The 26,040-nt window shown below is 64.5% G+C and carries 26 protein-coding genes and 1 tRNA gene; 15 read left to right on the forward strand and 12 right to left on the reverse strand.

The window, feature by feature from the left end; translation table 11 throughout:
* Window positions 1-452 precede the first annotated feature (452 nt).
* Genes EG850_RS05845 through EG850_RS05855 form a run of 3 tightly spaced genes read right to left on the reverse strand, consistent with a single transcriptional unit; the run spans window position 453 to window position 2,427 of the window.
* Window positions 453-929 carry a DIP1984 family protein gene (locus tag EG850_RS05845; protein WP_124971388.1) on the reverse strand — a complete coding sequence of 159 codons (477 nt, stop codon included), beginning with the start codon at window positions 927-929 and terminating at the stop codon, window positions 453-455.
* Window positions 930-943: 14 nt separating this feature from the next.
* Window positions 944-1,768: an SDR family oxidoreductase gene (locus tag EG850_RS05850; protein WP_124971392.1), complete on the reverse strand. Its 825-nt coding sequence runs from the start codon at window positions 1,766-1,768 to the stop codon at window positions 944-946.
* Window positions 1,765-2,427: a DUF937 domain-containing protein gene (locus EG850_RS05855; RefSeq protein ID WP_124971395.1), complete on the reverse strand. Its 663-nt coding sequence runs from the start codon at window positions 2,425-2,427 to the stop codon at window positions 1,765-1,767. Before EG850_RS05855 ends, EG850_RS05850 begins: the two co-directional genes overlap by 4 nt.
* Before the next feature lie 193 nt (window positions 2,428-2,620).
* Here EG850_RS05855 and EG850_RS05860 point away from each other — a divergent pair, with 193 nt between their 5' ends.
* The 4 genes from EG850_RS05860 (at window position 2,621) to EG850_RS05875 (ending at window position 5,995) form a co-directional block, all read left to right on the forward strand.
* Window positions 2,621-3,538, forward strand: coding sequence for a MetQ/NlpA family ABC transporter substrate-binding protein (locus tag EG850_RS05860; RefSeq protein ID WP_124971398.1), 918 nt, complete (start codon window positions 2,621-2,623; stop codon window positions 3,536-3,538).
* Window positions 3,539-3,660: 122 nt separating this feature from the next.
* The gene (locus EG850_RS05865) at window positions 3,661-4,722 is read left to right on the forward strand and encodes a methionine ABC transporter ATP-binding protein (protein ID WP_124971401.1); all 1,062 of its coding nucleotides are present in this window, start codon (window positions 3,661-3,663) and stop codon (window positions 4,720-4,722) included.
* Complete coding sequence (locus EG850_RS05870) at window positions 4,722-5,402, forward strand: methionine ABC transporter permease (protein WP_124971404.1); 681 nt, start codon at window positions 4,722-4,724, stop codon at window positions 5,400-5,402. The genes EG850_RS05865 and EG850_RS05870 overlap by 1 nt, the downstream gene beginning before the upstream one ends.
* A 128-nt stretch (window positions 5,403-5,530) precedes the next feature.
* Complete coding sequence (locus EG850_RS05875; protein WP_124971407.1) at window positions 5,531-5,995, forward strand: NUDIX hydrolase; 465 nt, start codon at window positions 5,531-5,533, stop codon at window positions 5,993-5,995.
* 165 nt (window positions 5,996-6,160) lie between these two features.
* Here EG850_RS05875 and EG850_RS05880 read toward each other — a convergent pair whose 3' ends face one another.
* Complete coding sequence (locus tag EG850_RS05880) at window positions 6,161-6,772, reverse strand: hypothetical protein (protein WP_124971410.1); 612 nt, start codon at window positions 6,770-6,772, stop codon at window positions 6,161-6,163.
* 150 nt (window positions 6,773-6,922) lie between these two features.
* Here EG850_RS05880 and EG850_RS05885 point away from each other — a divergent pair, with 150 nt between their 5' ends.
* Both EG850_RS05885 and EG850_RS05890 read left to right on the forward strand, forming a co-directional pair.
* Complete coding sequence (locus EG850_RS05885) at window positions 6,923-7,468, forward strand: peptidylprolyl isomerase (protein WP_124971413.1); 546 nt, start codon at window positions 6,923-6,925, stop codon at window positions 7,466-7,468.
* 207 nt (window positions 7,469-7,675) lie between these two features.
* Window positions 7,676-8,326, forward strand: a complete 651-nt coding sequence (locus tag EG850_RS05890) for a rhomboid family intramembrane serine protease (protein WP_235829227.1) — start codon at window positions 7,676-7,678, stop codon at window positions 8,324-8,326.
* Window positions 8,327-8,491: 165 nt separating this feature from the next.
* On the opposite strand, the gene EG850_RS13515 is transcribed toward EG850_RS05890, so the two are convergent.
* Window positions 8,492-9,214 carry a cell division protein CrgA gene (locus EG850_RS13515; RefSeq protein WP_235829228.1) on the reverse strand — a complete coding sequence of 241 codons (723 nt, stop codon included), beginning with the start codon at window positions 9,212-9,214 and terminating at the stop codon, window positions 8,492-8,494.
* A gap of 32 nt (window positions 9,215-9,246) precedes the next feature.
* On the opposite strand from EG850_RS13515, the gene EG850_RS05900 reads away from it, so the two are divergent.
* Together EG850_RS05900 and EG850_RS05905 are read left to right on the forward strand one after the other, a co-directional pair.
* A complete protein-coding gene (locus EG850_RS05900; RefSeq protein WP_185714957.1) occupies window positions 9,247-10,041 on the forward strand; it encodes a class E sortase in 795 nt (264 codons plus the stop codon).
* The gene (locus tag EG850_RS05905; RefSeq protein WP_124971422.1) at window positions 10,041-10,223 is read left to right on the forward strand and encodes a hypothetical protein; all 183 of its coding nucleotides are present in this window, start codon (window positions 10,041-10,043) and stop codon (window positions 10,221-10,223) included. Before EG850_RS05900 ends, EG850_RS05905 begins: the two co-directional genes overlap by 1 nt.
* A 76-nt stretch (window positions 10,224-10,299) precedes the next feature.
* On the opposite strand, the gene pknB is transcribed toward EG850_RS05905, so the two are convergent.
* The 7 genes from pknB to EG850_RS05940 form a co-directional block, all read right to left on the reverse strand.
* Complete coding sequence (pknB, locus tag EG850_RS05910) at window positions 10,300-12,114, reverse strand: Stk1 family PASTA domain-containing Ser/Thr kinase (RefSeq protein WP_124971784.1); 1,815 nt, start codon at window positions 12,112-12,114, stop codon at window positions 10,300-10,302.
* 135 nt (window positions 12,115-12,249) lie between these two features.
* The gene (locus tag EG850_RS05915; RefSeq protein WP_124971425.1) at window positions 12,250-14,052 is read right to left on the reverse strand and encodes a protein kinase domain-containing protein; all 1,803 of its coding nucleotides are present in this window, start codon (window positions 14,050-14,052) and stop codon (window positions 12,250-12,252) included.
* Window positions 14,049-15,509 carry a peptidoglycan D,D-transpeptidase FtsI family protein gene (locus tag EG850_RS05920; RefSeq protein WP_124971428.1) on the reverse strand — a complete coding sequence of 487 codons (1,461 nt, stop codon included), beginning with the start codon at window positions 15,507-15,509 and terminating at the stop codon, window positions 14,049-14,051. The genes EG850_RS05915 and EG850_RS05920 overlap by 4 nt, the downstream gene beginning before the upstream one ends.
* The gene (locus EG850_RS05925; RefSeq protein WP_124971431.1) at window positions 15,506-16,909 is read right to left on the reverse strand and encodes an FtsW/RodA/SpoVE family cell cycle protein; all 1,404 of its coding nucleotides are present in this window, start codon (window positions 16,907-16,909) and stop codon (window positions 15,506-15,508) included. The genes EG850_RS05920 and EG850_RS05925 overlap by 4 nt, the downstream gene beginning before the upstream one ends.
* Window positions 16,890-18,146 carry a PP2C family protein-serine/threonine phosphatase gene (locus EG850_RS05930; protein ID WP_124971434.1) on the reverse strand — a complete coding sequence of 419 codons (1,257 nt, stop codon included), beginning with the start codon at window positions 18,144-18,146 and terminating at the stop codon, window positions 16,890-16,892. The genes EG850_RS05925 and EG850_RS05930 overlap by 20 nt, the downstream gene beginning before the upstream one ends.
* Before the next feature lies 1 nt (window position 18,147).
* Entirely contained in the window at window positions 18,148-18,738 is a 591-nt protein-coding gene (locus EG850_RS05935) for an FHA domain-containing protein FhaB/FipA (protein ID WP_124971437.1), read from the reverse strand.
* The gene (locus EG850_RS05940) at window positions 18,735-19,448 is read right to left on the reverse strand and encodes an FhaA domain-containing protein (protein ID WP_124971440.1); all 714 of its coding nucleotides are present in this window, start codon (window positions 19,446-19,448) and stop codon (window positions 18,735-18,737) included. The genes EG850_RS05935 and EG850_RS05940 overlap by 4 nt, the downstream gene beginning before the upstream one ends.
* 197 nt (window positions 19,449-19,645) lie before the next feature.
* On the opposite strand from EG850_RS05940, the gene EG850_RS05945 reads away from it, so the two are divergent.
* From EG850_RS05945 to EG850_RS05975, 7 genes are all read left to right on the forward strand, one after another.
* Window positions 19,646-19,732, forward strand: a tRNA-Leu gene (locus tag EG850_RS05945).
* 109 nt (window positions 19,733-19,841) lie between these two features.
* Window positions 19,842-20,882, forward strand: a complete 1,041-nt coding sequence (locus EG850_RS05950) for an LLM class flavin-dependent oxidoreductase (RefSeq protein WP_214609522.1) — start codon at window positions 19,842-19,844, stop codon at window positions 20,880-20,882.
* Window positions 20,883-21,076: 194 nt separating this feature from the next.
* The gene (locus EG850_RS05955; protein WP_124971446.1) at window positions 21,077-22,102 is read left to right on the forward strand and encodes an iron-siderophore ABC transporter substrate-binding protein; all 1,026 of its coding nucleotides are present in this window, start codon (window positions 21,077-21,079) and stop codon (window positions 22,100-22,102) included.
* Between the two features lie 5 nt (window positions 22,103-22,107).
* Window positions 22,108-23,199 carry a FecCD family ABC transporter permease gene (locus tag EG850_RS05960; RefSeq protein ID WP_124971449.1) on the forward strand — a complete coding sequence of 364 codons (1,092 nt, stop codon included), beginning with the start codon at window positions 22,108-22,110 and terminating at the stop codon, window positions 23,197-23,199.
* On the forward strand, window positions 23,196-24,251 hold the full coding sequence (locus tag EG850_RS05965; RefSeq protein WP_124971452.1) for a FecCD family ABC transporter permease: 1,056 nt from the start codon (window positions 23,196-23,198) through the stop codon (window positions 24,249-24,251). Before EG850_RS05960 ends, EG850_RS05965 begins: the two co-directional genes overlap by 4 nt.
* A complete protein-coding gene (locus tag EG850_RS05970; protein ID WP_124971455.1) occupies window positions 24,248-25,066 on the forward strand; it encodes an ABC transporter ATP-binding protein in 819 nt (272 codons plus the stop codon). The genes EG850_RS05965 and EG850_RS05970 overlap by 4 nt, the downstream gene beginning before the upstream one ends.
* Entirely contained in the window at window positions 25,038-25,997 is a 960-nt protein-coding gene (locus EG850_RS05975; protein ID WP_124971458.1) for a siderophore-interacting protein, read from the forward strand. The genes EG850_RS05970 and EG850_RS05975 overlap by 29 nt, the downstream gene beginning before the upstream one ends.
* The last annotated feature ends 43 nt before the right edge of the window (window positions 25,998-26,040 follow it).

Genomic DNA, 26,040 nt, shown 5'->3' on the forward strand with positions numbered 1-26,040 from the left:
GCCGCCGACCCTCGACTACACCCTCAACTGCGAAGAGCCCGTTACGATGCGCGAGACCGGCCGCGATATGAGTTCGAAGTACAAGGAGACCTCGCGCGGCGGTCTCGCGGTGAACGTCGTCGAATGCTGAGGTGGCTCGTTGGGTGGGTCTCGATACGCCTCCGCTTCGCTGCGGCTACTCGACCCCCCATGGCATCTCTGGTTCGTCGAGTAGCGACGCGTATCGAGACGCCGCCTGCAACCAAACGAGGAAGGTCCCCAAACCCGCCCTCGCGATCTTGCTCAGCATCCGGTAGTGCGCAATTCACATTGCCATGTGCGCTGGTGCATCTTGGGTGGCCGTAATCAATAAGAGTTGGCCCATGCCATGAGCCCCAGGAACCTCGATTGCCCGCGAGGTGCGGGGTTGATGCTCGCCGCCTGATCGCTACCGACTTCCTCGTTCGGTCGTGTTACTCGAGCAACTCCGTTCGCCAATTGAGTTCCTGCAAGCGCGTGTCGAGTTCGCGATGGCGCTTGGCCCACTCATCGGCGCTTCGCTGCAGGCCGCCGCCATCAATCGTGGAAACGAGACGAATCTCGGTGCGCGTAGCTCGCACCGCGCCGAATCCGCCGCCGAAGTCGCCGGCGGCAGCGGCCGCGAGTTCTTTGAAGATGCGCTGACGCGTTGCTGCCTCATCGCGTTCAGCAATGGCATCGGTGATCGTGCGGTCCTTGTCGTACGCGGTCGCCGCATTCGTGCGGTTGATGGCCTGCACGAGGGTGGTGTGATGGCGAAGTGCGCGGTCAAGTTCCGAGATGAGCACCTGCGGGTCTTCGGCCGGGGTTTCATCTTCTTGGATGCGCGCATAGCGCGTGATGCGGGCGCGCAAATCCTCGATGCGGCGATGGAGTGCCGCCCGCTCGATCAGGGCTTCAGCGATGCGCATGGTTTGCGTCTTTCTCAGTCAACGAAGGCGTCGGGGTAGAGCTCTGACTCGGCGACGCCGGGGGAGTACTTCGCGAAGTCGGTGACCCCCGCATCCCGCAGCACGTCTTCGCAGAGCAGCGTCTGCCCAGCCATCGCGGCAGCCTCACCGACCAGCACGGCGTGCGCCGCATCCGAATACAACTCGACCGTGCGCGAGCGGCGGTAGACCTCTTCGCCACCGAGAATATTGAGCACTGCGGCGGTCTGAATGGTCGTGCGTGGCCACAAGCATCCGGCAGTAATGCCCGTCTCGGCACCGATTCCGAGCGTCGCCAGCGTCATGCCGTACTTCGCGAGCATGTAGGCGGGGTAGGCCCCGAGCCAGCGCGGGTCGAGGTTGAGTGGCGGCGAGAGCGTGAGGATGCGTGCATCCTCACTCGCCTGTAGGTGCGGCAGCGCAGTGCGCGTGAGCAGGAACGTGCCGCGGGTGTTGATGTCATGCATGAGGTCGAAGCGCTTCATCTCGATGGCGGCCGAACCGCCGAGATTGATCGCCGAAGCATTGTTCACGACGATGTCGATCCCGCCGAACTCTTCGACGCAACGCGAGACGGCCTCGCGCACATCGTCCTCATTGCGCACATCACCAACGATGGGCAGGGCACGGCCGCCCGCATCCCGAATCTCGTCAGCGGCGGTGAATACCGTGCCGTCGAGGGCGGGATGCGGGTCGGCCGTCTTCGCGAGCAGGGCGACGTTCGCGCCATCAGCGGTGGCACGCCGGGCAATCGCGAGTCCGATGCCGCGGCTGCCGCCACTGATGAGTAGGGTGCGACCTGCGAGCGAGGCTGGGCTCATCGGCGGCCGCCGCCAAGCAGACCGCCGAGTGAACCGAGGAGGTCACCGAGACCGCCGCCGCCCTGGCTGCTGCCGCTGCCACCACCGAGGATGCCACCGAGCAGGTCACCGAGACCACCCTGGCCGACGGCCTGGTCGTTGCCGGTCTGGCCGGGGAAGATGGGCGCCTCAGCGCCGCGGTTTGTTTCGGCCGGCTCGACCTGACGCTCGACTGGCTCCGACTGGCGCTGCACCGGCTCGGCGGCCGGGGTGTCCTTCTGACCGAACAGGCGCGAGGCAAGCCAAGCCATGGCGATCGGGGCGATGATCGGCAGGAGCTTCTGGATGAGGCTCGTGTCGGTGCCGCTCTTTGCCGCAACCTTTTCGGCCACTGCTCCCTCGTTCGAACCGAAGATGTGGTGCGCGATCTTCGCGCCATCTTCGGTGTCGATGTCCGCGACGTTGGGGTTGTCAAGCAGGCTGGTGTTGCCCGCGTGCTGGCTCAGTGCGTTCTCAAGCGAGGCGGCACCCTGCGGGTCCTGCGCGTTTGCCTGCATGCCGCCAACGAGTGAGGGCAGGAGGTTCTGGATGGCCTCCGACGCCTGGGCGGGGTCGATGCCAAGCTGAGCAGCGATCTGCTCGACGGGGATCGACTTGAGAAGTGAGTTGAGTTCAGACATTGATCCTCCTGCGGAGTTGGCCCGAGGGATTGGGCGTGTGTCACACATGCAAGCAGGTCGGGCCTGATGCTGAGGTGAAAAATGGACTATTACGCAGAATGAAGTCGGTTTCGCTCAGCAAACTCTCAGCACATATTCTTGAGCGCGTATCCGGTGTGACTTCTCCACCGGCACCTCCTGAAAGGACCCCACCATGGCACGCTTCCGTAAGCTGTTCGCCGCCGCCGGTGCGCTCGCGCTCGCCGTGGGCCTGTCGGCCTGTGCCGGCGCGAACACCCCCGCCGCCACCGACGGTGCATCGAGCATCGAGGGCTACAACGGCGAGACCATCAAGATCGGCGTTGTCGGCGCATCCGACGAGTACTGGACGACCTACAAGGAAGCCGCTGCTGCCGAGGGCATCACTATTGAACTCATCGACTTCGCTGAGTACAACCAGCCGAACCCGGCCCTCGCCGCGGGTGAGCTCGACCTCAACCAGTTCCAGCACGTGCTCTACCTCGCGCAGTACAACGTTGCTGACAACGAGACGCTCGTGCCGATCGGCGCGACCGCGATTTACCCCCTCGGTCTCTACTCGACCAAGCACGACTCGGTCGACTCGATTCCTGAGGGCGGCACCGTTGGTGTTCCGAACGACCCGTCGAACCGCGCTCGTGCCCTGCTCGTGTTGCAGTCGGCCGGCCTGATCACGCTCAAGGATGGTGGCTCGCCGTTCTCGGACCTCACCGACATCGACGAGGCTGCCTCGAAGGTGAAGGTCACCGAGCTCAACGCTGACCTCCTCGCCAACTCGCTCGGCGACCTCGAAGCCGCGATCATCAACAACGACTTCATCAAGGACGCCGGTCTCGAAGCATCCGATGCTATCGCGCAGGATGACCCGAACGACCCGGCCGCCCTCTCGTACGCGAACATCTTCGCGGCACGCGCTGACGACGCCACCAAGCCCGTCCTCCTCAAGCTCGTTGAGATCTACCAGACCAACGCCGAGGTGCAGGCTGGCGTGCTCGAGAACTCGGGCGGCACCGCAGTCATGCTGACCACCCCGGCAGCTGACCTCGAGGCCCAGCTCCACAAGGTCGAAGACGACGTTCGCGCCCAGGGCTAATCACCCTGTTGCCGAATCGCTCGATTCAGTAGCGTGAGCGCGCATCCCATCTTTATGGTGGGATGCGCGCTCAACGCCGTATGGCCGCCCCGAAGCTACGGGGAGAGGAAAGGATCGCTCGCATGACGATGATCAAAATGCGCGATGTGGTGAAGGAGTACCCCGGTCGCGGGCGTAACGCCGAGCCCATCCACGCGGTTGACGGTGTGAGTCTCGACATTGAGCCGGGCAGTATTTACGGGGTGATCGGCTATTCCGGTGCCGGTAAGTCGACGCTCGTGCGGCTGATCAACGCGCTCGAACCGACCTCTTCGGGCTCGATTGAGATTGATGGCGAAGAGATCGTTGGTAAGTCGGAATCGCAGCTGCGCGAGGTGCGCACTGAGATCGGCATGATCTTCCAGCAGTTCAACCTCTTTAACTCACGCACGGTCGCCGGCAATGTGGCCTTCCCGCTCAATATCGCGAAAGTTGAGCCGGCAGAACGGAATGCTCGGGTCAAGGAACTGCTCGAGTTCGTTGGCCTCGGTGACCGTGCCAAGGCCTATCCCGACCAGCTTTCGGGCGGTCAGAAGCAGCGCGTCGGCATCGCTCGCGCACTGTCGACCTCGCCGAAGATCCTCCTCGCTGACGAATCGACGAGCGCCCTCGACCCGCAGACGACCTCGGATGTGCTCGACCTGCTCGAGCGCGTCAATCGCGAGCTGGGCATCACCATCGTCGTGATCACCCACGAGATGGATGTCATTAAGCGCCTCGCCACCCACGTGGCAGTGATGGAAAACGGCCGCGTCGTCGAAAACGGCGCGGTTTACGACGTCTTCTCGAACCCGCAGCATCCGGCCACCCGCCGCTTCGTGTCGACCGTCGTGCCCGGCGCACCGGAGGGCCGCGAACTCGAAGTGCTCTGCGAGCGCCACCCGGGCCGACTCATTGCGATCACGCTCAACGACTCGGGCACCGGCCAGCGCGAGGTGCTCGGTCGCCTCGTGCGCGATGGCGTCGGTGCCGAGCTCATTGCCGGCGGGATGCACGAGATCACCGGCCGCTCGTTCGGTCACCTTACCTTCGCCCTCACCGGCGACGACGCTCGCGTCGACGAGTCGATCGCCGCGGTGCGCGAGATTGCCGAGGTTGTTGAACTTGAGCGCGTGGATGCGGCAAGCGCGAAGGCGGGTGCCTGATGTATTACCAGGATCGCAACCTTGATCGCCTCGGGGAGCTACTCCCGAGCCTGCCGGAACAGCTCGCACTCACCCTCATGCTCGTCGCTGTGGCGATGGTCATCGGTGGTGGTCTTGGCCTCGTGCTCGGCACGACGCTCTACGCCACCCGCCCGGGCAATGTGCTCGAGCACCGGGTGATCTACAACATCCTCAACGTGATCGTGAATATCTTCCGACCGATCCCGTTCATTATCTTGCTCGCGGCGCTGCAGCCGTTTGCCCGCGCGATCATTGGCGTCGGTATCGGTGATCCGATGGCGATGTTTGCGATGTCGACGGCCGCGACCTTCGGCATCTCGCGATTGGTGGAGCAGAACCTCGTGACCGTACCGCCCGGTGTGGTTGAGGCGGCACGAGCTGCCGGTGCGGGCCGTTTGCGCACGCTCCTCACCGTCGTCATTCCTGAGGGTCTTGGCCCGCTCATCCTTGGCTACACCTACGCGTTCATTGCGGTCATCGATATGTCGGCGATGGCGGGTGCGGTCGGCGGCAGTGGTCTTGGTAACTTCGCGCTGCAGTACGGCTACCGTCAGTTCAACCCGTACGTCACTTGGGCTGCGGTGATTGTGATCATCATCGTCGTGCAGCTCGTGCAGTTGCTCGGCAACTGGCTGGCGCGCCGGGTCATGCGTCGCTAACTGGGCTCACGCTTGGCCGCTGAGCCGTTCCCCGGGGACGGTTCAGCGGCTCCCGGTTTGCTCGCCCGTAAACTCGTAGAGATATGTCCGCCTGGCGCCGCAGCGCCCCGACCGATTGGAGCTCGTCCATGCGGTTCCGAGTCGGTGCCTACGGTGTGATCGTGCGCGACAAGCAGATTCTGCTCGCGCATTGGAACTCTCGGGGTCGGTCGGGATGGACGCTCCCGGGCGGTGGCATTGAGCCGGGCGAAGACCCGTATGACGCGGCGCTGCGTGAGATCACCGAAGAGACCGGTTATGTCGCCGAGATCGATTCGTTGCTCGGTGTCGATTCGATCATCGTGAATGCGCACAATCGCCGGCGCAAGGGTCGCCCGGCTGAAGCGCCGTTGCAGAACGTGCGTGTCGTCTATCAGGCGCATGTGGTGGGTGGCGAACTGCGGGCCGAAGAAGATGGCACCACCGATGAGGCGCGCTGGTTCGACCTCAGCGAGGTGAAGACGCTGCGCACCGTGTCACTCGTTGGCGTTGCGATGCGCCTCTACTACGAGCGCCCGCGCACCGGGCACCTCGACAACCTCAAGAAGAAGTAGCGCCGCGGCTGTCGAAGTCCGCGTACTGAGGCTCTTCGCGTGCTGAGGCCCTCGAAGCACGGCACCCAAGAGGGGATCTCGCGACCGTCACACAGGCACCACACACGCCAAAGGGCCCCGGGATGCATCCCGGGGCCCTTGTGAGCGTGTGGAACGAGTTTCTCGCTAGCGCGTGGTCGGCTCGACCGTCTCGACGGGGGCGTCGAGCTCCTCGTCGGCGATCCAGAGATCGTCGTCGGCGCGGAAGGTTTGCCACAGGGCGTAGCCCACGGCGGCAATCGCGGCGACACCGGCACCGATGAGGAACCAGCCACCGACGCCGGGGCCCTTCTTCTTCGGCGGCTCGGGCACGAGGTCGAAGCGGCGGCCGATCTCGGTGAGGCGCTTCGAGGCATCCTTCGAGAAACCATCGGCGCGCTCTTGCAGCAGGTGCACGGCCTTGGCGTTCTTGTCAGACAATTCGCGCACGACACCGGCAACGCCGCCACCAACGGCAGCAAGTGCCGGAATCACGTTCTTCGACAGTGAACGCTCAGCGGTGTGCACGACGTCGCGGCCGCGGGCAATGCCGCCCTCAACAGCCGGGCGCAGGTTGTCGTCGTAGGCCTTGCGCACGTTGGGCACAACTTCGGACTCGGCGTAGATGCGGGCGCCCTCGCCAGCACGGCCTGCAAGTTCGCGGGCCTTGGCAATGACGACCTGCTGTTCCGACCAGAGACGGTCGGCGTCGTTGCGCAGACGGTTGAGCTTGCGCTTGTTCTTACGTGACAGAGCCATCGCTACCTCCGGGGTTGAATTCTGGTCGCTCTAGTCCTCATCCTTCCACGCAAACTCGCGTCAAAGCTGAATCGCAAAACGACGCGCGAATCACCTGAAAGAGACCTTCGCGCAGGTGACGCGGCGACAAGGCGTGGGAAGATTGCCCGCATGACCATTGCTACTCACGTTATGACGCTGCACACCAACCACGGCGACATCAAGCTCAACCTCTTCGGCAACCACGCCCCGAACACGGTGAAGATCATCACCGGCCTCGCCACCGGCGAGCTCGAGTGGGTTGACCCGCAGACCGGCGAGAAGCAGGAAGGCAAGTCCTTCTACGAGGGAGTCATCTTCCACCGCATCATCTCGGACTTCATGCTCCAGGGCGGCGACCGCACCGGCACCGGCACCGGCGGTCCCGGCTTCCAGTTCGACGACGAAATCCACCCCGAACTCAACTTCAACGAGCCCTACAAGCTCGCCATGGCCAACGCCGGCAAGCAGTTCGGCCGCGGCACCAACGGCTCGCAGTTCTTCATCACCACCGCCCCGACCACTTGGCTCATGGGCAAGCACTCGATCTTCGGCGAGGTTGCCGACGAGGCCTCGAAGAAGGTTGTCGACGAGATTGAGGCCGTCGACAAGGATGGCCGCGACCGTCCGCTCACCGACGTCGTGATCGAGTCGGTTGACGTCGAGCCCATCGCGTAGTTCCCGTTGACGACCCCCACCGGCCCGGAACCAGGCACGCACAACCCCGACAACTATTGCTATCGGCATCCAGATCGTCAGAGCTTCGTGCTCTGCCAGCGATGCGGACGCACGGTCTGCGGTGAGTGCCAAACTCCGGCCCCGGTGGGGGTTCGTTGTCCCCAGTGCATGGCCGCCGATCGCGCTTCGGTACCAAAGCGGCGGCGCGTGGCCACGGATGCACCGAAGGTCACCTATGCGCTCATGATCATTTGCGCCGTGGTGTACGCGGCGCAGTGGGTCACGCAGTACTTCAATGTGCCGATCATTGATGCGCTCGGGGTCTATCACCCGGGCTACACCGATCTGCAGCACGGCGTGTATGAGCCGTGGCGGATGCTCACCTCAGTGTTCTTGCACGGCTCGCCCCTGCATCTCGCGTTCAATGTGCTCACGCTGTGGATCTTCGGCCGCGCGCTTGAGCCGCTGTTCGGACGGTTGAGGTTTGCGCTGCTCTTCTTGACCGCCGGGCTCGGCGGCTCGCTCGCGGTCGCACTCATTTCACCGAATATCTGGGTCGTTGGCGCCTCAGGGGCGGTGTTTGGTCTGTTCGGTGCCTGGTTCGTGGTGCTGCGGCGCATGAAGGCCGATATGACGCCGATGCTCGTGCTCATCGGCATCAACGTCGTCGTTGCCTTCCTGAATGAAGGCATTGCCTGGGAGGCGCATTTGGGTGGCCTCGTTGTCGGCGCGCTCTGCGGCTGGCTGATTCTGCGGGATCACGACAAGGCGTTCAAGACCCGCGCGTCAGTGTGGGCGATGATCGCGATTGCAATCGGATGCGTCGTGCTCGCGACGGCCGTGGGCGCGCTGCGCTAGTTGCGTTGCGCCTGGGTCTCGATACGCACTTCGTGCTACTCGACCAACCAAAGTAGGCCTCGTTGGTTGAGTAGGCCGAAGGCCGTATCGAAACCACGGCTCACACAAAGTTATCCACAGCGCTATCCACAGCTGGGGATGAATTACACCGGTGTAACTCCGGCGCTATTTCCAGTTCGTCATCATCAGGAAGCCGACCATGGCCACGCCGATACCGATGAGCAGGTTCCAGTCGCCGAGCACGGCAATTGGCAGACGCGCGCTCGACAGGTAGTAGACGAGAATCCAGATAAGACCGAGCAGCAGGAAGCCGAACATGATCGGCTTGAACCACACCGGGTTGCCCTCGTCGATGTTCTTCGACTTCGGCGTCGAGTAGCGCTGCTGCGCCTTCGTCATTGAATCGGTCTTCGCCTTCTCGGCGGCGGCCTTGGTCTCAGCGCGGGTCGGCTTCTTCGCCGTCGCTTGCTTGCCGCGGGCCTTCGCGGCGATCGCCTTCGAGCGCTCGATGCGCGCCTTTTCAGCGGCCTTCTTGTCAGTGCTCTTGGCAGTGGTCTTCGCGGTGCTCGATTTCAGGGATGCGGCGGGCTTGCGCTTGGTCGCGCCCTTGGCCGTTGTGCGCGTGGTTGCCGCGATCGTCGCAGTGGCGTCGTCTTCAGCCTCGTCGTCGAGATCGCTCTCGTTGTCGTCCTCGACCTCAGCGTCAACGGCTTCATCGTCAAGCTCGTCGTCGCTATCGACGTCGTCCGCTTCGAGCGCAACGTTGTCGTCGTCGACGGTGTCAACCGCATCCGCGTCGTTGAGATCGGCAGTTTCGTCGGCGGCGACCTCGGCGTTCTTGGGCTCGAGATCGTCGGTCGCGTCGTTGAGGGGGGACTCCTTGGGCATGCGCGACAGTCTACCGGCTTACAATGGCGCGCATGACTCATGCGAACCGAGGTGAACGCGGCGCACGCCGCAAGCCGAAGCGGCGACCCAAGGTCACCGTCTCTGGCGTGCTCGGTGAACTCCTCGTCACCCTCGGCGTATTCCTCCTGCTCTTCCTTGGTTGGAAGTACTGGCTCAACGACGTCATCCAGGGCAGTGCCGAGGTCACGGCGAGCCAGACGCTGAGTCAAGAGCTTGGGCAACAACTCGAAACCCTCGCCCCAGTCGAGCTTGACCCGGCGGGCATCCCGGTGCGCCCAATGCCGACGCAGAAAGCCGAACAATTCGCGGTGATCTATGTGCCGGCCTGGGGTGACGACTTCTCGCGGCGTATCGCCACCGACATCGATCGGCCGACCGTGCTCGACCAGAACTTCATTGGCGCGTACATGACCAACGACCCGGTCGGCGCCGTAGGCAACTTTGTTATCGCCGGTCACCGCATCGGTGCTGGCGCCCCGTTCGAGCGGCTCGCCGAGCTCCAATACGGCGACCGGATGTACGTCGAAACCGCCGATGGCTGGTACGTCTACGAGTACCGCTCGGCCGAGTACGTGCTGCCGACCGAAGTCTCGGTGCTCGCGAAGGTGCCCCGTCATCCCGAGTTGCCGGCCACCGAGCGGGTCATGGTGATGATGACCTGTAATCCGCTGTTCTCGGTGGATGAACGCATCATTTCGTATTCAACGCTCGTCGACTTCGTGCCGCGAGCCGATGGTCCGCCTGAAGAGATCGCTGCGGCCTTCGCAGCCCGCGGCGACGGCCAAGACCACGGAGGTGACCTGTAATGTACGGCGCACTTTGGCGGGTACTCCCGGGCCCCTGGCCGGTGAAGCTGTTGCTTCTGCTCATCCTGATTGCGGCAGTGCTGGCCGCGCTCGTGATCTGGGTCTTCCCCTGGGTCGACTCGTTCCTGCCGGGCTTGCTGCTCGAGGGTGATGTGACGATCGGTGCTGGAATTACCGGCTAAGCCTGAATGGCTTCGCAACAACGAAGTGCGGCCCACCTGACCAGGTGGGCCGCACTTCGTTTACCCGGGAGGCGGACTAGCCGTTGCCGTTCCCGTTATTGCCATTGCCGTTGTTGCCGTTATTGCCGCCTGGCGGGTTCGGCATATCGGTCGGCAGATCGACCGTTGGTTCAGGGGTCTCCACGACCTCGTCACCGGAGCAGAACGTCAGTGTGATCTGCGAGCCCTGCGATACCTTGCCCGGCGGAATCGATTGCTCGATGATTGGGTTGCCGTATTCAGCCACACAGCTCGCGTCAGGGTTGCGAATAATCATCAGGCCGAGTCCGCCCGAGATCTCTTCCGCATCGGCGAGCGACATGCCCTCCAGGTCGGGCAAGGTGACCTGGCCGTTCGAGACGAAGAGGTCAACAGCCGAACCGGGTGCTGCCGGACGTCCGATGCCGGGCTCGGTGCGGATGACCTGACCCTCGGGCACCGATGGCGAATCACTCGTGGTGACCGCGCCGAGCGTCAGCCCCGCCTGCTCAAGCGCCGCTCGCGCATCGGCTTCACTCATCCCCTGCACATTCGGCACATTGATTGATGAGGGGCCTGCAGAAACCGTGATCGTCACTGTCGACTGGAAAGCCACCGAGGAGTTTGCTGGCGGGTTCGAGGAAATAACCTGATCAATAGGGATATCAGCGCTTTGCTGGGTCTCCACCTTGGCGACGAGATCTTCCGCCTCGATGGCGGCGATCGCTTCATCCTTGGTGAGGCCAACGACCTGCGGGACGGTCGCCGAGGCATCCGGCAATTGACCATCGCTGGGCAAGAGCGACACCCACACGAGCACGCCGATGATGACTGCGGCGAGGAGTGCCGCTGCGCCCCAGATCCACATGGCCGGTGGGCGGCGCTGTGCGGTCGGTGCGCGGTCGTCGTCGTTGCGCATCGAGTTGAGGGCCGATTCGGTGGCATCGACGGCGCTCGGGCCGGGGCCGAAGAGTTCGGTCGGGGTTTCGTCAACCGGCGCCTGCTGCGTGTACACCGGCATCACGCCGTTGAACGCCGCGAGGAGGTCGTGACGGAACTCGGCTGCCGTCTGATAGCGGTCTTCGCGTCGCTTCGCGAGCGCCTTGAGCACCACGGCGTCAAGCGCGGGCGTCACGGCCGGGTTGATCGAGCTCGGGCGCACCGGCGGTTCGGTGACGTGCTGATAGGCGACGGCAACGGCCGAGTCGCCCTGGAAGGGCACGCGGTCGGTGAGCATCTCGTAGAGCACCACACCGGCCGAGTAGAGGTCGCTGCGGCCGTCGACCTGCTCGCCGCGGGCCTGTTCGGGTGAGAAATAGGATGCGGTGCCCAAGATCGCGGTCGTCTGCGCGATCGTGCCAGCCGTGTCAGAGATCGCGCGGGCAATGCCGAAGTCGGTGACCTTGACCTGGTCTTCACGAGTGACCATGACATTGCCGGGCTTGATGTCGCGGTGCACGACGCCGGCGCGGTGCGAGTACTCGAGTGAGGTGAGTAGGCCCGCCATATAGTGCGAGATCTTCTCGTCGCTGAGGTGCGACTCCGACATGAGGTCGCGCAATTGCACGCCGTCGATGTACTCCATGACGATGTAGGGAATGACGACTTCGAAGCCATCATGGCGCACGAAGGTATCTTCACCAGCGTCAAAGACCCGCACGATGGTCGGATGCGTCATGCGCGCTGCTGCCTGCGCCTCCTGGCGGAAGCGGGAGCGGAACTCAGTCTCGGAGGCGAGGTTGGTGTGGAGCAGCTTGACGGCAACGCGGCGACCGAGTCGCTCATCCGTTGCGCCATAGACCTCCGCCATGCCACCTCGACCAATGCGCCGACCGATGGTGTATCGGCCGGCGAGCGTGCGCTCGCCTTGCATCACGAGGTGGACTCCTTCAGGGGTTGGGACTTCAGCAGACCCGCGTGCCTAGTGTGTCGCAGGTTGCATAAGTGACCATCGTAGCCATCGACCGGCCAGCCTTCATCGTTCGCAAGTCACGATTGATGTCATCATCTAGCCGTTCGGCGGTTGTGAATTGCCAGGCGGGTTGCCGTTGCCCGGGTTCGGATCGACGGGCTGACCCGATGGCGGTGTCGTGGGCGGGGGCGCCGGAATGTCAACCGTGTTCTGCGGCGAGAAGCCAGTGCCAACACCGTTACAGATCGCCTGATACGCGACGGTCACCGAAGTGGCACCCTCGTCAGCAACCAGGCCGGTGATCGTGCCACTGATGACGCCGGGGTTGTTCGCACCCGTCACCTGCAGTTCGTACCCACCAAACGCCTGACCATCGGGGCAGGTGTAGGGCGACCAGCTTGCCGTCACCGAGCGACCACCATCAAAGGCAAGCGAGGGCTGGGTGGTCGGTGCCTCGGCAGGAGCCTGCGGACCGTAGACCGTGAGCTCAACCTGCGAACCCTTGCGCACATTGCCGGTCGGGTTCACGTTCGTCACCTGACCCACCTGGTCGGCGCGGCTCGCGGCCGAACCCTCGGTGCGCACCGGCGTGAGACCGAGATCACGCAAGCGGTTGGCTGCGGTCTCGTAGTCGAGACCGATGAAGTCCTGCGCGTTAATGGCGACCGAATCGCTCGTGGGCGTTGGTGTGGGCGTGGGGGTGGGCGTCGCCGTGGTCGTTGTCGGTGCTGCCGTCGTCTCGGCCGGTCCGCCCTGGTTGAGCATCGCGAACCCGAACAGAGCCAGTGCCAGCGCAAGCAACACGATGGCTGCGATAAGAATCCACCGCCACGCACCCGACTTCTTCTCTTCCTCATCCTCGGTCTTGCGCAATTCAGCCCGAGTGGCGGGTGCGACAGCAGCTGCGGGCGCAGCGGTGCCGCCAAGGAGAGTGTCGAAGTCGTTGTCAGATTTTGGGTCGTCACGCACCGACTCTGCGCGCGTTGGTTGCAAGAGCTCGGTGCGGTCAAGGGGCGCAGTGGCCGTCGGTACTTCAGCCCCGGCGAGCACCGCTGGAACCGCCTGTGCCGCGCGAGCGGTGTCCCCGACCTTGAGCGCGCGGGCGGCGCGGGCGAACGCCTCCGCCGATTCCGGACGATCCTTCGGATCTTTCGCGATCGCGGCGAGTACGAGATTGCGCACCGGTTCGGGCACAGTGACCGGCAGTGCAGGCGGAGCATCGTTGATGTGTGCCATGGCGATCGCGACCTGTGATTCGCCGGTGAACGGGCGGCGGCCAGCCAGGCACTCGTAGGCAACGATGCCGAGCGAGTAAATATCGGTCGAGGGTGTGGCCGGATGCCCGGAGGCTTGCTCGGGGGAGAGGTACTGTACCGTCCCCATCACCTGGCCGGTGGCCGTGAGTGGCACCTGGTCAGCGATGCGGGCGATACCGAAGTCGGTGATCTTCACCCGGTTGTCGGGGGTGATGAGGAGGTTCCCAGGCTTGATGTCGCGGTGCACCAGGCCCGCCTTGTGCGCCGCGGCGAGGGCGGATGCGGTCTGCGCGACGATGTCCATCACCCGGTCGCCGGGGAGCACGCGTTCGCGCTCGATGATGGTGGACAGCGCCTCACCGGGAACGAGTTCCATGACGAGATAGGCCGAGCCGTCTTCCTCGCCGTAGTCATAGACGTTCGCAATGCCCTCGTGGTTGACGAGTGCAGCGTGTCTGGCCTCGGCGCGGAATCGCTCGAGGAAGCCGGGGTCGCCCATGTACTCGTCTTTGAGAATTTTGATCGCAACTTGGCGTCCGATCACGAGGTCGGTTGCTTCCCAAACCTCGCCCATGCCGCCAATGGCGATGCGGTTACCGAGCTGGTATCGGCTACCGAACGTGACTCCCTGCCCAGGCCTCATACCTCAAGCACCGCCTTAATCACTTGCTGTCCAATCGTAGCGGCGAGTCCGTTACCGGTGCCGCTTTGCCCCATGCCGCCGCCGTCCTCGAGGACAACTGCGACGGCGACTTCTTGTCCGTCAACTTCGGCGAACCCGGTGAACCACAGCGAGTACGGCTCGCCATCGCCGTTTTCGGCCGTGCCGGTCTTGCCGGCGACAGCTACACCATTGATCTGCGCGTTCGTGGCGACACCGTGATCGACGCTACCCTGCATCATCGACTGCAGGGCAGTTGCGGTTGCATCCGAAATCGGTGCACCAAACTCGGTTGCCTTCGGCGATGCGAGCACCTGCAGTGAGGGCGTGAGCACCTGCTTCACCAGGTTCGGCTGCATCATCGTGCCGCCGTTCGAAATCGCGGCCGACACGAGCGCCATCTGCAGCGGGGTCGTGCGCACATCGAACTGGCCGAAGCCGGTGAGTGCGGTCTGGGCGTTGTCGAGCTTCTCTTCTGGGTAGACGCTTGCGGTGGATGACATTGGCACGTTGAACGCCTGGTTGAAACCGAAGGCCTCGGCCATTTCGCGCAGCTTCGCGTCGCCAAGCTGCACGGCGAGCTGCGCGAACGGGATGTTGCACGACTGCTCGAGTGCCATGCGCAGGGTGGTGGTGTCGCCATCACCACATTTGGCGCCGTGGTTCGGGTTGTAGATCACATGTGACGAACCGGGAAGCTGCCACTCGTTCGGGTTCGGCAGCGCGCCGTCGGGCGTGGCGATGCCGGCCTCGAGCGCGGCGGCGGCAACGATGACCTTGAACACTGAACCGGGCGGGTTGAGATCGCCACCGATGCCACGATTGAACAGCGGATTTGAGGGGTTTTCGAGCAGCGCGTTGTAGTTCGCGATGACCTGCTCGTCGTCGTGCATCGCCAGCGTGTTGGGGTCGTACGTCGGCGTCGACACCATGGCGAGAATCGCACCGGTCTTGGGGTCGATGGCGACGACGGCCCCGCGCTGGTCGCCCAGTGCATCCATCGCCGACTGCTGCGCTGCCGGGTTGATCGTGAGTTCGACCGCGGCACCAGCCGGAGTCTCACCGGTGAACAGACGCTGCAGACTCGTGAAGAACTGCGAATCTGACTTGCCGCTGAGTTCGGCGTTCATTGCCTGCTCGATACCGGTGGCGCCCTGGTTGGCCGAGTAATAGCCGGTGACTGCCGAGTAGAGCGGGCCATTCGCGTACACACGCTGGTACATGTACTCGGTGCCGTCGGGCGTCGAGTACGCAATCGGCACTCCATCAACGAGGATGGGGCCGCGCTGCACCTGGTAGCTCGCGAGGAGCGTGCGCGTGTTGCGATCATCCTGGGCGAGCGATTGCGCCTGGAAGACCTGGATGTAGGTCGACGAACCAAAGAGCGCCAGGAACATCACGAGGACGAAGATCCCGACGAGTCGAATATTGCGGCTCATGCGCGGGCTCCCTTCGGAGTACTGCCGGCAGCCTCAGTGCGGATCGTGTCAGACAAGCGCAGCAGGATCGCCACGATGATCCAGTTCGCGAGCAAGCTCGAACCACCAGCCGCGAGGAAGGGGGTCGTGAGGCCCGTGAGTGGAATCACCCGAGTGACACCACCGACAACGATGAACACCTGAATGGCCACGATGAAGGCGAGACCGGTCGCGAGCAGGCGACCAAAATCATCCCCACCCTCGTGACCAATGCGCAGGCCGCGCGCCACGAAGATGAGGTAGAGCGCGAGAATCGCGAACAGGCCCGCGAGACCAAGCTCTTCGCCGAGTGCCGCGACGATGAAATCGCTCTCGGCAAGCGGGGTGATGTCAGGGCGACCGTGGCCGAGACCCGTGCCAATGAGCCCGCCATTGCCGATGCCGAAGAGCCCCTGGACGAGCTGATAGCTACCGCCCTCGGCGTCGTAGAGCGCCGGGTCGAGCGGATTGAGCCAGGCCTGGATGCGGAAGTGCACATAGCTCCAGCTCAGCGCGAGGATCGTGCCGCCGCCAACGAAGAGCAAGAGGCCAATAATCACCCAAGACAGGCGACCCGTCGCAACGAAGATCATCACGAGGAAGAGGCCGTAGTAGAGGAGCGAGGTACCGAGATCGCGCTGCAAGACGAGAATCGCCATACAGATCGCCCAGACGACGATGATCGGGCCGAGGTCGCGCATGCGCGGCAGCCGCATCCCAAGGAAACGGCGCGAGACCATCGAGAGTGAGTCGCGGGCGGTCACGAGGTAGCCAGCAAAGAAGATCGCCAGTGCGATCTTCGCGATCTCACCGGGCTGGAAGTTGAACGGCCCCACCGAGATCCACACGCGCGCGTTCGCCTCGCTCACACCGAGACCCGGGATGAGTGGCAGGAGCAGCAGCACGAGGGCTGTGAGGCCGAAGAGGTAGGTGTAACGCTGCAAGAGGCGGTGATTACGCAGGAACACGAGCACGACCGTCGCGATCACGACCGCGAGGCCCGTGTAGATGATCTGCGCCATCGACGAGTTGAGGACGAGCTCTTCAGTACGCGAATCGGCAAGGTCGAGGCGATAAATCATCGCGATGCCGATGCCATTGATCGTGGTGGCGATCGGCAGCAGGAACGGGTCGGCCTTCGGGGCACGGAAGCGCAGCACCATGTGCATCGCGAGGGTGAGCGCGGCGACGGCACCGGCGAGCACGAGCACGCGCGTGTCGAACTTGCCGGTCACGCCGAGCTGCACCTGCAGGAGCGCAGCCAGCACGATCACATAGGCGAACAGCAGGAAGCCGAGTTCCATATTGCGCAGGCCCTGCGGCCGCTCGCGACGGCGGGCGGGGGTGGCAGTAGGGCGGCTGTCAAGGTTGGTTTGCTGCATCACGCAACCTCTCCACGAGCGCCTGGGCGTCCTCGAGTGACGAGAACGGGATGGTCGAACGCACCTGCATGTGCTGGTAGGCCGGCAGGGAGTCGACCGATACATCCGTGGGTTGCACCACGTGGCTGAGCTCGATTGGTCCGAGCGTTGCCTTCACACCCTGGTAGATCGCCACGTGATCGTCAGCGATGCCGACGTAGTACTGCTGCTGCGTCCAGTTGTAGGCAAGCGCTGAGGTGCCGCCAATGAGACCGAGCATGAGCAGGATGGTCGTGGCCCAGCTGAAGCGGCGCCAGCGGCGGCGGCGCTTCTCTTCGGCGATGAGTTGTTCGAGAAACTCATCGCTCGGGGCCACGAACTCTTCGTTCTCGGGTCGCTGTGCGAGCCGGCGCCGCGATTGCAGCACATCGGGAACGATGCGCTTGATGCGGCGGCGCGGGGCTCGCGAGGTGTAACGCAGCGGGTTGGATGCGGCGCCAACGATCTTCGGGCGAATCGGCTCGAGGACGGTGTCGCCAATTTCGAGCACCACGACGGTGACGTTGTCGGGTGCGCCATTGTCGAGGGCAAGTTGCACGAGGTCGTCGCCGACTTCGCGAGACGATTCGACCGTGCGAGCGAGCACCTCGGCCATCGCCTCTTCTTCGACATAGCTCGACAGGCCATCCGAGCAGAGCAACCAGCGGTCACCGGCGACCGCAGGTGCGACATAGGTGTCGACATCGGGGTCGGTTTCGACATCGCCGAGCACGCGCATGAGCACCGAGCGACGCGGATGCACGAGCGCTTCTTCGGGCGTGATGCGGCCGGCGTCGACGAGGCGCTGCACGAAGGTGTGGTCGATGGTGAACTGCATGAGTTCACCCTGGTGAAAGCGGTAGACGCGCGAGTCGCCGATGTGGCCGATGACGAGATCGTCGCCGACGAGTGTGATGAGGTCGGCGGTGGTGCCCATGCCCTTGAGTTCGGCGTGCTCAGCGACGGCTTCAATGACGAGCTCATTGGCCTCGTGGAGGAGCTTTTCGAGGCCGACCTTCGCGTCGTTCACCGTGGCGAACTGCTGCTCGTTCTCGGCGAGGTACTTCACGACGATCGAGGAGGCGACATCGCCACCGGCGTGGCCGCCCATACCGTCCGCGACACCGTGGATGTGATTGCCGATGAAGCCGGAGTCCTGGTTGTTTGACCGGACTCGGCCCACGTGCGACACCGCACCCGCGCGAACGAACGTCGTCATATCACTGCAGCTCGAAGGTGGTCGTACCAATTCGAACTGACTTGCCAGGGCCGAGCGCGGTGGGCTGGCTTACCCGCTCGCCGTTGACATAGGTGCCGTTGGTTGAGTCGAGGTCTTGCACCATCCACTGGCCGTTCCAATTGAGCAGGCGCGCGTGGCGGGTGGAGGTGTAGTCGTCTTGGATGACGAGATCGGCATCGCGGGCGCGGCCGATCGAGATGGGTTCGCCGCGCAGTTCGAGTTCGTGGCCGCGCTTGGGGCCCGAGGTAATGACGAGCTTCTGCAGCTGCGGGGCCTGGTTACCGACCGGGTTGCCGCTCGATTGCGGGGATGATTGCTGGGATGCAGGCTGCGGCGCTGCCGACTGCGGGGCTGCAGCTGGGGGTGCGGCGTTCGCTGAGACCGGTGCAGGTGCATCCTGTTTAGCAGCGGCGAAAGTCTGCTGGCGCGATTGCTCCATCGCCTTCTGATAGTCCTTCGAGCGCGAGCCGAAGAGGTCACTGCGCAGGGCATAGATGATCGAGAACACGAAAATCCACATCATCGCCAGGAACACCAGGCGAATGACGAGCATCGTAAGTTCACCGCTCATCGCAGTCCTCCCGGTCGCTGCAGGAATCCGGTGTCATCGCCCGGCGCTGCCTGCGGGACGACCTTGAAGAGCAATTGGGTGCGGCCGATCTCGACGAGGGAGTCGGGGGCGAGTGCCGAGTGGGCGACGCGGCGGCCATTGAGCTTCGTGCCGTTCGTTGACCCGAGATCGCGGATGCCGGCGCGCTGGCCGTCCCACACGACTTCAGCGTGGCGACGCGAGGCGCCGGTGTCATCGATGGTGATGTCCGCATCCGCGCCGCGGCCGATGGTGTTCGCGCCCACGCGCAATGGGATGCGGTTCCCGCCGACTTCGAGCACTGGGGTCCAGAGCACACGCCCTTCAACCGAGCGCGATTCGATGCGCAACTGGCCCTCGCCGAGGGTGTCGTCTTCGAGGAGCTTGATCGACAGGCCGCCAGCGAATTGATAGTGCTGGTGCGCGGCGTGCTGTTCGACCTCATCCATGAGTGAATCGCGCAGCGACGAACCAAGGCTTGCGAGTCGGTCGTAGTCGGCCGGGGCCACCACGATGTGGAAGCGGTTGGGCACGAGCACGCGGTCGCGCGATACGATCGACGCCTTGGTGTCGATTTCGCGCTTGAGCGCGGAAACGATCTCGACCGGTTGCAGTCCCGACTTGAACGTCTTCGCGAACGCACCATTGAAGGCGCGCTCGAGTCCGCGCTCTACCTTGTCGAGAAATCCCACGTGTGTCTCCAGTCGGCTCACCCTCTCTTGGCGGTGGGCCGACACTGTTCGGTCGGTCCGATTCTTGCGGGCGCGAGCGGTTGCCCGACCCTGGTCATCGTTGGAAGTGTAGTCAACCCTGCTTGGATGCACGGCATTCATTGTTTTTTGGCTCGCGTTCGCGCAACGTTCACGATGGTGCTAACGTAGACCGGCGCGCGCGAGTGGCGGAATAGGCAGACGCGCACGGTTCAGGTCCGTGTGCCCGTGAGGGCGTGGGGGTTCAACTCCCCCCTCGCGCACCAAATCGCAGGTCCCGCATCCAATTATTAGGATGCGGGACCTTTGCGTTGGTGGCGGCTGGCCCAAAGTCGTGCGGCGCTTGGGAATCAACTGGCGAGTACGTGCGTTTGCATCGACATGAAGAAGTTTGGCTTTCTCTCGTTCGGTCACTACGCCGATGTCCCCGGGTCGCGCGTGCGCACCGCCGCCGACATGCTCCGTCAGAGCATCGACCTCGCGGTTGCCGCCGAAGAGGCTGGTATCGACGGCGCCTACTTCCGCGTGCACCACTTTGCGCGCCAAGCCGCCTCGCCGATTCCGCTACTCGCCGCCATCGGTGCGCGCACCTCGCGCATTGAGATGGGTACCGGCGTAATTGACATGCGCTACGAGCAGTCGGCGCAGCTTGCCGAGCAGGCGAGCGCCGTTGACTTGATTTCAGGCGGGGAGCGCCTGCAACTCGGTATCTCGCGCGGTTCACCCGAACCGGCGCTGCGAGGCTGGGAGTCGTTTGAACGCATCCCCGGTCCTGGCGAGAACGCGATTGATATGGCGCGTCGCCAGGCGCTTGAACTATTGCGCGCGCTCGAGGGCGAGGGAATCGCACCCGCCGACCCTGAGCAGGCGCACGACCGAGCTGTGCTCACACCCGAGGGCAAGCTGCGCATCGAACCGCGCAGCGAGTCACTTCGTCAGCGCATCTGGTGGGGTGCTGGTTCGCGCTCGACCGCGCTGTGGGCTGCCGAGCACGGCTTCAATCTGCAATCGTCGACGCTTTTGCTTGAAGACGACGGTCGCGAACTCGGCGATCTGCAGGCCGAGCAAATTGAGCAATACCGTGACGCTTGGCGCGAGGCCGGCTGGGATTGGGAACCGCGCGTGAGTGTTTCGCGCAGCATCATCCCGATCGTCGACGAGGAGTCGGAGCGCTACTTCGGTATTCGCGCCCAGGCCGAGCGTCGCGACCAGGTCGGCGTGATCGACGGTGTGCTCGCGCGCTTTGGCCGCAGCTACATCGGTTCGCCCGACCAGATCGTCGAAGAACTGCGCCAGGATGCGGCGGTCATGGCCGCCGACACGGTGCTCGTGACGGTGCCAAACATGCTCGGCGTGGAGTTCAATGCGCGGCTGTTTGAGTCACTCGCGAAGGACGTCAAGCCACAGCTCGGCTAGCGCTTGCGGTGCATAGGGTCCCAGTTCACGCGGCTGCGTGGGCTGGGGCCCTTCTTGTATTCGACAGCGTGATTTCTTGGCAAGGTGCATTTTTTCGGGCGCGGGGTTGCGCTTGCGCCGGGTGATACGCCAAGTTAGGTAAGGCTTACCTAACTTCGGTGATTCCCACCGTGAGCCTGACTGAAAGTTCCACCATGCGCTCTCTTCGATCGGCGGCACTGCTCGCGATCGCCCTTGCCCTCACCATCACCGGATGCACCGCGTCGCCGGGCAGCCCCGACGCCACCAGCGGCGCATCCGAGCGAGACAGTGCTACCTTCCCGATCACGATCGAACACGCCCTCGGTTCCACCACCGTTGAGACCAAGCCCGAGCGCGTCGCCACGGTCGCCTGGGCCAACCAAGAAGTGCCCCTCGCGCTTGGCATCGTTCCCGTCGGCATGAGCAAGGTCACCTGGGGAGACGACGATGGTGACGGCGTGCTGCCATGGGTCGAGGACAAACTCACTGAGCTCGGCGCTGAAACTCCGGTGCTCTTCGACGATGCAACCGGCATCGACTTTGAAGCAGTCGCCAACACGAACCCCGATGTGATTCTCGCCGCGTACTCCGGTCTCACGCAGGATGAGTACAACACGCTCTCAAAGATCGCTCCGGTCGTGGCCTACCCGGGCGTCGCTTGGGGCACCTCGGTCGATGACATGATCACGCTCAACGCCACCGCCCTCGGACTCGCGAGCGAGGGAGAGACGCTACGACAGCAATTGCATGACCAAGCCACGGCTGCACTCGACAAGCACTCAGTGTTGCAAGACAAGCGCATCCTCTTCGTTGTGATCGACCTGAGTGACCTGAGCCAGATCAGCCTCTATAGCGCCCACGACACCCGCCCTGGTTTCTTCAAGGACCTCGGCCTGCCGCTGCCAGCTGAGGTGGAGCGCGTGACCGCGCAAACGAGTGAGTTCTATTCGACGGTGAGCGCTGAGGCGGCCGATGTCTTCAACGATGTCGACCTCATCGTCACCTACGGCGATGACTCGCTACTCCCGACTCTGCAGGCCGACCCGCTGCTGTCGAAGATTCCCGCGGTCGCGAACGGGCACGTCGCTGTGCTGCCGAACGAAACGCCACTCGCTGCCAGCGCGAACCCCTCGCCGCTGTCGATTCCGGCCACCCTCAACGACTACTTCGCGCTGCTTGCCGCACCGCTGTCGAAGTGACAATCATGCGCAGGCCGGTCGTCGCGATTCACCCCGCGGCGACCGCGCCGACGACTCGTAGCCCGGATGACCGAGTGCAGGCACCGTCACCGATCGCCGCGCGGCGATCAGCAGCCGCCCTCGCGATTCCCGCGCTCCTCGTCGTGCTCGGGATGCTCGTGCTCGCCTCCTTCGTCTTCGGCGTTCGGGATGTGACGTTCGGCGACGTCATCGCCGGGATGCAGGGCCAGACCGACACGATTGCCGAGGCTGCCGTCGCCGCCCGCGTTCCGCGCACCATCCTCGGAGTGCTCGCGGGCGCCGCGCTCGCAATCTCGGGCGCGGTCATGCAGGGCATCACCCGAAATCCCATTGCCGATCCGGGGATCCTCGGCGTCACCTCGGGCGCAGCGTTCGCGGTCGTGCTCGGGCTCGCCGCCTTTGGCCTGACAAGTTCGTGGGGCTTTATCGGCATGGCGATCATCGGCGCGGCCGGTGCCGCCGCCTTCGTCTACGGAGTTGGCTCGCTCGGGCCCGATGGGGCGACCCCGCTCAAGCTCGCGCTTGCGGGGGCCGCGGTCACCGCCGCGCTTACCTCGCTCGTGGCCGCCGTGCTCTTGCCGCGCGCCGACCTCATGCAGGGCTTTCAGTCGTGGCAGATCGGTGGGCTCGGCGGCGCCGATTGGTCGAAGCTCGCTGCGTTGGCTCCCATCATCGTGCTGGGCCTGGCCATCTGTCTCTCGGGTGCGGGCGGGCTCAATGCCCTCTCGCTCGGCGACGACGTGGCGGTGAGCCTGGGCGTGCAGGTCACCCGCACTCGGCTCATCGCGGCAACTGGCGCGGTCATCCTTGCCGGCGCGGTGACGGCGATCGCCGGTCCCATCGCCTTTGTCGGCCTGGTCGTACCGCACCTTTGCCGCATCCTCGCCGGTGCCGACTACCGCTGGTTACTGCCGCTGTCGGGGATCGCCGGGGCGATCCCCCTGCTCGCGAGCGATGTGATCGGACGGCTCGTCGCTCCGGCGAACCAAGAGATCCAGGTGGGCATCGTCACCGCGCTCATTGGCGCGCCGGTGTTCATCTGGGTGGTACGCAAGCGATCGGTGCGGGCGCTATGAGTCTGCAGACTGAGTCGAGCACCACGCCACTGCCCGACAGCATCCTGCGCCTGCACCACGCGCGCAATCAACACCAGTTGCGCACCACCGCCGGCCTCGCCGCAGTCGTGACTGGGCTCGTGCTCCTCACCCTCATGACCGGCGAGCGATGGTACGGCCTCGACACCGTGCTGGCGGTGCTAAGCGGCGACCAGATTCCCGGCGCTTCATTCACGATCGGCGAACTGCGGCTCCCGCGGGTTGTGCTCGGCGTGCTCGCTGGTGCGGCCTTCGGACTGGCCGGTGTCATCTATCAAACGCTGCTCCGCAATAGCCTCGCCTCACCCGACATCATCGGCGTGAGTGGTGGTGCGAGCGCTGCGGCCGTGTTCGCGCTCGTGGTGCTCAATTGGAGTGGGACGGCGGTTTCGCTCCTCGCGCTCGCGGGCGCCGTCGCCACCGCGCTTGCCGCCTACTTCCTCGCGGCGCGCGGTGGAGTCGTGCCGACTCGAATCATCCTGATCGGTCTGGGCCTTGCCGCGATGCTGCAAAGCGTCATCGCCTATCTCCTCTCGCGGGCACCGCAATGGGACATTCAATCGGCGCTGCAGTGGATGACCGGCAGCCTCAACGCCGCCGCGTGGGATCGCATCGGGCCGCTCGCCCTCGTCACTGCCGTGCTCATTCCGCTGCTCCTGGCTCGTGGCAATGATCTTGGGATGCTTCGCCTCGGTGACGACACCGCCACCGCACTCGGGGTGCGCACCAACTCGACCCGCCTCATCCTGTTACTCGGCGCGACCGTGCTCCTCGCCACCGCCACGGCCGCCACCGGACCAATCGCCTTCGTCGCCTTCATGGCCGGGCCGATTGCTGGGCGCATCACGGTGCCCGGGAGCAATCTGCTCGTGCCCGCGATGCTCGTCGGTGCCGCGCTCGTACTTGGCGGCGATCTCGTTGGCCAGGTTGTCTTGCCCGACCGCATGCCGGTCGGCGTCGTCACCGGCGCCATTGGCGCACCATTCCTACTCGCACTGCTCGTGCGTGCACAACGACAGGGGAACCTGCGATGACTCAATCACACCGCCTCGCGGCCGAACAGCTCGAACTCGGGTACGGAACGCAGCGCATCATTAGCGAGCTCGATCTGCAGATCAGCGACGGCAAGATCACCGTGATCGTCGGCGCAAATGGATGCGGTAAGTCGACCCTCCTGCGCGCGCTCGCCCGCCTCCTGCCGCCGCAAGCGGGCCAGGTGTTGCTCGATGGCGAGCCAATTCAGCAGCAGGCGACCCGAGAGGTGGCGCGCAAGCTGAGCCTGCTGCCGCAATCACCGATCGCGCCCGAGGGGATTACCGTGGCCGATCTCGTCGGCCGGGGGCGGCATCCACATCACTCGGCGTTTGCCCGGTTCAGCCGCCACGATGCGGAGGTCGTGGCGCAGGCGCTCGCGGCGACCGGCATCGTCGATCTTGCTGAGCGCAGTATCGATGAGCTCTCGGGCGGCCAGCGCCAACGCGTCTGGATCGCCATGGCAATCGCCCAGCAGACCGAGCTGCTGCTACTCGATGAGCCGACCACCTACCTCGATATTGCGCATCAGATCGAGGTGCTCGACCTCGTCACCGATCTGAGCCGCACACGCGGCACGACCGTGGTCATGGTGCTGCACGATCTCAACCTCGCGGCCCGCTACGCCGATGAACTTGTCGCCATGAAGGGTGGCCGTGTGGTGGCGGCGGGTCCTCCCGAAGAGTTGCTCACCGCTGAGCTGGTTGAGCAGGTGTTCGGCCTCCGCAACGAAATCCTGATGGATCCGGTTTCTGGCCGACCCATCGTCACCCCGATTGGAAGGCACCATGACCGCAGTCTTGAATACCACCGCTGAACTCGGCACCCCCTATCTCCTTGCGCGGGCGACCGTGCTGGACGTGGCGCGGGTGTCGCCGAACTTCATCCGCATCCGATTTGGCGGTGAAGAGCTTGGCGAGATCGGCACGCTCGGGGATGTGGCCGATGTGCGCATCAAGCTCGTGTTTCCGCCTGACTCCGGAGTGCTGCCAGAGATCGATCGGGCCGGCGATTGGTGGGAGGCGTTTCTCGCCGTGCCCGAGGCGGACCGCGGCTCGGTGCGCACCTACTCGATTCGCGAGCTCATCGTGGGCGAGCGCGGCACCGAGGTTGTTGTTGACTTCGTGCGGCATCTCGCGCCTGGTTTGAGCGGACCGGCCTCGCGCTGGGCGGCGGCGGCGCGCGTGGGAGATGAGGTGTATCTCGTGGGGCCACGACGGGGGCATGCGGATCGTCCGGGCATTGAGTACGCCCCGGGCGGTGCGGCTGAGGTGGTGCTTGTGGGCGATGAAACTGCGGCGCCAGCGATCGCGCGCATTCTCGAGGATGCCCCGCCTGAGCTACGCGGGGCCGCGTTCATTGAGGTGCCCGAAGCGGCTGATGAACTCGAGATTGCGGCACCGGTCGGGGTTTCGGTGAGCTGGATTGCGCGGGACCGCGAGGAGCACGGAGTGCGGCTCATCACGGTGGTGCTTGACTATCTCGAGACGCCGGCTCCGGCGGAGGTGCGGGTGCGTGACCTCGAAGGCGAGGACCTCGTGTGGGAGACGCCGATGTTCTCGCAATCGGGCGAGCAATTGCCGGAGCCGAGTGGTGAGCTGGCTAGCGGCGCGCGCTACTTCTGGATCGCCGGTGAGAGTGCGGTGGTGACGACGCTGCGCCGCCAACTCGTGAAGGGCCTCGGCATCGACCGCACGTCAGTGGCCTTCATGGGGTACTGGCGCCGCGGCGTGGCCATGCGCGGCTAGTGGGTCGGCCCGCAAGTGACCCTCTCGTGGTCAAGTGACCCAC

This window comes from Gulosibacter macacae (assembly GCF_003865375.1).
GTDB classification, from domain to species: domain Bacteria; phylum Actinomycetota; class Actinomycetes; order Actinomycetales; family Microbacteriaceae; genus Gulosibacter; species Gulosibacter macacae.